This window comes from Nostoc sp. UIC 10890, assembly GCF_054786515.1.
Genome location: NZ_JBSGKF010000065.1, coordinates 1 through 4,200, shown reverse-complemented (window position 1 = coordinate 4,200; position 4,200 = coordinate 1). Strand labels below are relative to the sequence as shown.

Here is a 4,200-nt window from a genome sequence, read left to right as displayed (position 1 = left end):
ACTGCTGTGAAGTATGCCAGGAACCGGACTTGAACCGGTGACACGAGGATTTTCAGTCCTGACTCAATATTCTTGAAAAGCGCTGTAAAACAAGGGTTGTACTTTAATTACTGATTCAAAGCATTCAAGTTTATGCCAGCTTTATGCCAGAATAGGGTAAACAAGCAAGTAAAGGTGGCAAGCATGAGAGAAATTACACCAAGGGATAATAACGGCTCTATAGTACTCAGATTTTCCTATGCTGGTAAACGATACAGTTTTAATCCCACGCCCGGTAGCAGCTACTCTGACAAACTAGCGATCGCAAAAGCTGAGGAAATTGCCCATAGAATTTATCAAGATTGCATAACCGGATACTTTGACTCTACGTTGACAAAGTACAAACCTAGTGCAATGCAGGGTAGGACAAAGGAAGCTGCTATCCAAGACGCGCAAGAGGCAAGAGAGATTGTTGCCGCAAGACTATCAGTGAATGCAGTTGACTTACTGCAACTGTTTGAGGATTACACGCAGTTCAAGTCTAAAACTTTGAAGTCTAACAGCATGATTGATTATGACCGAATCAAAAACAAGCTTAGGAAATGTCCTCACAAGCTAGCGAGAGACGCTGTAGATATTATGCAATGGTTAGTAAGTGACCACAAAGGGATATCCACTAGCAGCGTTGAAAAACAATGGAAACTGATAAACGCTTGCTGTAAGTGGGGAGTAGCTTGCAAGAAATTGCAGTCAAACACCTTTGAAGGATTAAGAAACTTAATACCATCCACAAAAAAATCAGCTACTCAGGATGACATCAATCCCTTTAGTGATGACGAACGCAAGCGGATTATCCAGGCATTTTACGCTAGCAGTAATTACAGTTACTATGCTCCATTAATAGAATTCCTATTCATTACTGGTTGTCGCCCTGAAGAAGCATTAGCGCTGCAATGGAAGCACATCAAGAACGGAAAAATAACATTCTGTCAAAAGCTAACAGCCAGTGGTGAGATAGAAGCGGGTACTAAGACACAGAGTAAACGTTCTATTACGGTGAACGAACGGATAGCATCTGTTATGAGCGAGATTAAGCCAGAGAAATATTCACAAGATGATTTCGTATTCCCTGCAAAAAAAGGTGGCTTTATAGACTGGCACAACTTTGCTAATAGAGCATGGAAGTCAGTACTTAAAAGTCTACCAGATGTTGAATATAGGAACCCTTATCAGATGAGACATACCGCTATAACAATGATGGTTAGAAGTGGTGTTGATAGCGTGGTTGTTGCTAAATGGGTAGGCAATTCACCCAATATGATTGCTAAAAGATATTTAGGTGATGTCAGCGACATTGCAATGCCAAATACTTAAAACTATAAAAGTCTGACGAATATATACACAAACAAAAAGTGTTACCCTACAGTAACACTCAAAGTAACATTAAAAGTGTTACCCTATGTTTTCTCTCAAGTAACACTAAAAGTGCTATATCAGAATGTTAGTCTGGCATAGCACTTTTGGTTTTAGGGATACTTCCTTTAAAAAAAAAGGATTTAATTTATTGCTTAGACTTTTTAATCAATACTCCAAAATTTCAAAATACAGCCGCTACATAGTCTCTAGCGCAAAAAGATATTCTAATACCTTAAGGTATTAGAAAAACATTTTCTGTTGCCTTGCGCTTCTGGAACAGTAAAAAAGCCCAGCATTGATATGCTAGGCATCTGATTTGCATCCCTTTAACGCTCACGGTCAATAAGGGGATATTTTGCTATCTGGCAACGTCTCTCAACGCCCTTCCGATGCGATCGTATATTCCACCTTTCCTGTACTTTGAAAATTGAAACTTGACCTTAGCTATTTTGACAAGTAATTCTCTATCAGCTACATGGTTCAGTCCAATATCAGAAGTACCATTTATCACATCTAACTCTTTTAGTTCGGATGCAGTCTTGCCACAGACGGCTACGGTAATCGCATCGTGCGCCATAGCAGCATTAAACTTCCATCTGATGCAGCTATTGGTGAACGATGAATGTATATCCCTACAGTACTCTCTAGACTGTTCCCACGACTCCCTATTGATAGCTGACTGTTGTTCGTACTGTTGTTCACTTTTGGCTTGATTAAAGGCAGTGTCACAACGACGTTGCAATGCCTCCTGCATACACGCTGACACCAATGATTGAGCTTTGCCGTTGCCTTTGGATACTTGACTTAACCAAAAGTCTGAAGCGACTTCAATAGGTACGATATTAACTGGTTTATTACTGCCCTCTACAGCTATTACTGAAAATTCGGAACCGTTACTAGGCAAAGCTTTGACCGCATTGGAATGCAAAAAACTGAAAATACAGGAACTTGATACACCTACGGCATTCGCCACTTGAGTCTGACTCATTACATACTCACCGTTCGGCATCTGAAACACTTCTATCTCGATACCTGCAATTTGAATTGATGCACGTTTAGCTTTTGAGTATTGCTTGAGTTCGTTAATGGATGTCATTATTTTCGATTCCTTTGTGTGGTGATTAGGAATCAATGACACTAAAGTTTGTGTATATTGATTGCAAAAGTAATGTCTCTGTGGCATCATCATGATGTCTAGTCATTGATGATATTAAAGACAATTGCTAACTATAGACTTGCTTTAATGTCACTGATTTTTTTTACTTCACACCCTGTTAGCGCTAACTAGTGGGGTGTGTTGTTTTTTGAGAATAGTCAGCTTTAGCGCTTCTGGCAGTCGATTGATTAAAGTTCGATTCTCCTGTTGAGAGTATAGTCAATTTCAAAATTCTCATTAAGGTAATCATCAACGATCGACTCAGCAGTATTCCATCTTTCTTCACCATTTTGTTTTTCCTGTTCAATAGCTTTGTACTGTTGCTTGCTTACTGGAATCTCGGTTTTTATCTCATTGCCTAATATGAACACGGTCAACTCAATAAAATGTTTGCTGTTCTGAGAGTTAATGGAATTGCTGACTGAAAGTTTTAACTTACTCATGATTCATTCTCCTGTTTGTTGTTTTCACTGTCTTGTGCATAAATACTGCTGGCATCAATGCCTAGTCTATTCAGAAGCAATCTAAGCGTTGAAACTAGCTTACGTGCTTGCTCATAACGTGGTGAAGTACTTTTCTCTTCACAGATTTTTTCCCATGCATTAACCTCTTTCTCTAGGTCAATGAGAAGTAGATAAATGTCATCCAACTTATCAGAGATAGAGGTTGGAACCCATTTTTGTACTAACTCACTGTTATATTTCTTCTTCCTACCTGAACCTGGTTTCCTTATACCGCTACTTGGGATACCTCTAGGTGTCATAGTCTCCTTTTTGTGGGTGTAGGGCATTAACAGCGCTATGGAGTCGATGAATCTCTGAATCCCTTGCTGTTGTGTGCTTATATTATTTATGTCACATTAAAAAATAAACGTCAATCTTTTTTGTGATAAAAATGAAAGAATAAGCCACAACGTATACTGTGACTCAATAAATTACTTTCTTGCAGATATCTGTAGTTAGGAGTAGAAATTAGATGTATATGCTCAAAGTTAAAGTGTTAGTCTGTAGTAGCATTCAAAGTGTTATCTAGAGTGTTACTCTGAAGTAACACTTTGAGTTTGTGAGTATCTACAACTTGTTTATCTGGGATTAGAGTGCTGTAAGTTTAGCGATCGCAAAATTGCTGCAATCACCTCAGCCGTCAGTCACTTCTTAAAGCGCTTTGCTTGTGGCTTGCGACTGGTGAGAACGAGAGAGTACAAGCCTGACTCGTTAATTGACATCATGGACTGATTTCCGCCAAGGGTAGGTATAGTACACGTACCCTTTTCGTCCTTATCTAGCCGTCGTAGGGCAACAAAGCGTATCTCTCTCTAACTGACATAAAAACTGGCATAAATTACGGGTATTGCTTACTAGCGCACTGACACTGAGACTGCCTGTAGACACAGCAACTTACTCAGTAAAGCATTACTGCAAAAGGATGACGTAAGACCTGTAATGTTTGCCATATATGGTTTCGAGGTATGTTAAATCCAGGTAAAGTAATACTTAAAAGCGAAAAGCCCAATATTTTTGGTATTGGACTTTTGCTTTATGTCAGTTTTATGCCAGTTTATGCCTTATGTCAGAAGGCTTTTAGCTTGTGAGTTATGCCAGGAACCGGACTTGAACCGGTGACACGAGGATTTTCAGTCCTCTGCTCTA

The 4,200-nt window shown here is 39.3% G+C and carries 5 protein-coding genes; 1 reads left to right on the top strand and 4 read right to left on the bottom strand.

Annotated elements, in window-relative coordinates:
• The first annotated feature begins 183 nt into the window (after nt 1-183).
• The gene (locus tag ACWATR_RS38795; protein ID WP_460345356.1) at nt 184-1,353 is read left to right on the top strand and encodes a site-specific integrase; all 1,170 of its coding nucleotides are present in this window, start codon (nt 184-186) and stop codon (nt 1,351-1,353) included.
• Between the two features lie 400 nt (nt 1,354-1,753).
• Here the strand turns inward: ACWATR_RS38795 and ACWATR_RS38790 are convergent, their stop codons facing one another.
• The 4 genes from ACWATR_RS38790 to ACWATR_RS38775 form a co-directional block, all read right to left on the bottom strand.
• Nucleotides 1,754-2,491: a hypothetical protein gene (locus ACWATR_RS38790; protein WP_460345353.1), complete on the bottom strand. Its 738-nt coding sequence runs from the start codon at nt 2,489-2,491 to the stop codon at nt 1,754-1,756.
• A 248-nt stretch (nt 2,492-2,739) separates the two neighbouring features.
• A complete protein-coding gene (locus tag ACWATR_RS38785; RefSeq protein ID WP_460345350.1) occupies nt 2,740-2,994 on the bottom strand; it encodes a hypothetical protein in 255 nt (84 codons plus the stop codon).
• The gene (locus tag ACWATR_RS38780) at nt 2,991-3,314 is read right to left on the bottom strand and encodes a hypothetical protein (protein ID WP_460345347.1); all 324 of its coding nucleotides are present in this window, start codon (nt 3,312-3,314) and stop codon (nt 2,991-2,993) included. Before ACWATR_RS38780 ends, ACWATR_RS38785 begins: the two co-directional genes overlap by 4 nt.
• 384 nt (nt 3,315-3,698) lie before the next feature.
• Nucleotides 3,699-3,860: a BRO-N domain-containing protein gene (locus ACWATR_RS38775; RefSeq protein ID WP_460345359.1), complete on the bottom strand. Its 162-nt coding sequence runs from the start codon at nt 3,858-3,860 to the stop codon at nt 3,699-3,701.
• Nucleotides 3,861-4,200 lie beyond the last annotated feature (340 nt).

Bases quoted from the DNA above. Each gene is read 5' to 3' on its own strand.
- ACWATR_RS38785 (WP_460345350.1), bottom strand. From the start codon at position 2,994: ATGAGTAAGTTAAAACTTTCAGTCAGCAATTCCATTAACTCTCAGAAC.
- ACWATR_RS38795 (WP_460345356.1), top strand. From the start codon at position 184: ATGAGAGAAATTACACCAAGGGATAATAACGGCTCTATAGTACTCAGA.
- ACWATR_RS38790 (WP_460345353.1), bottom strand. From the start codon at position 2,491: ATGACATCCATTAACGAACTCAAGCAATACTCAAAAGCTAAACGTGCA.
- ACWATR_RS38780 (WP_460345347.1), bottom strand. From the start codon at position 3,314: ATGACACCTAGAGGTATCCCAAGTAGCGGTATAAGGAAACCAGGTTCA.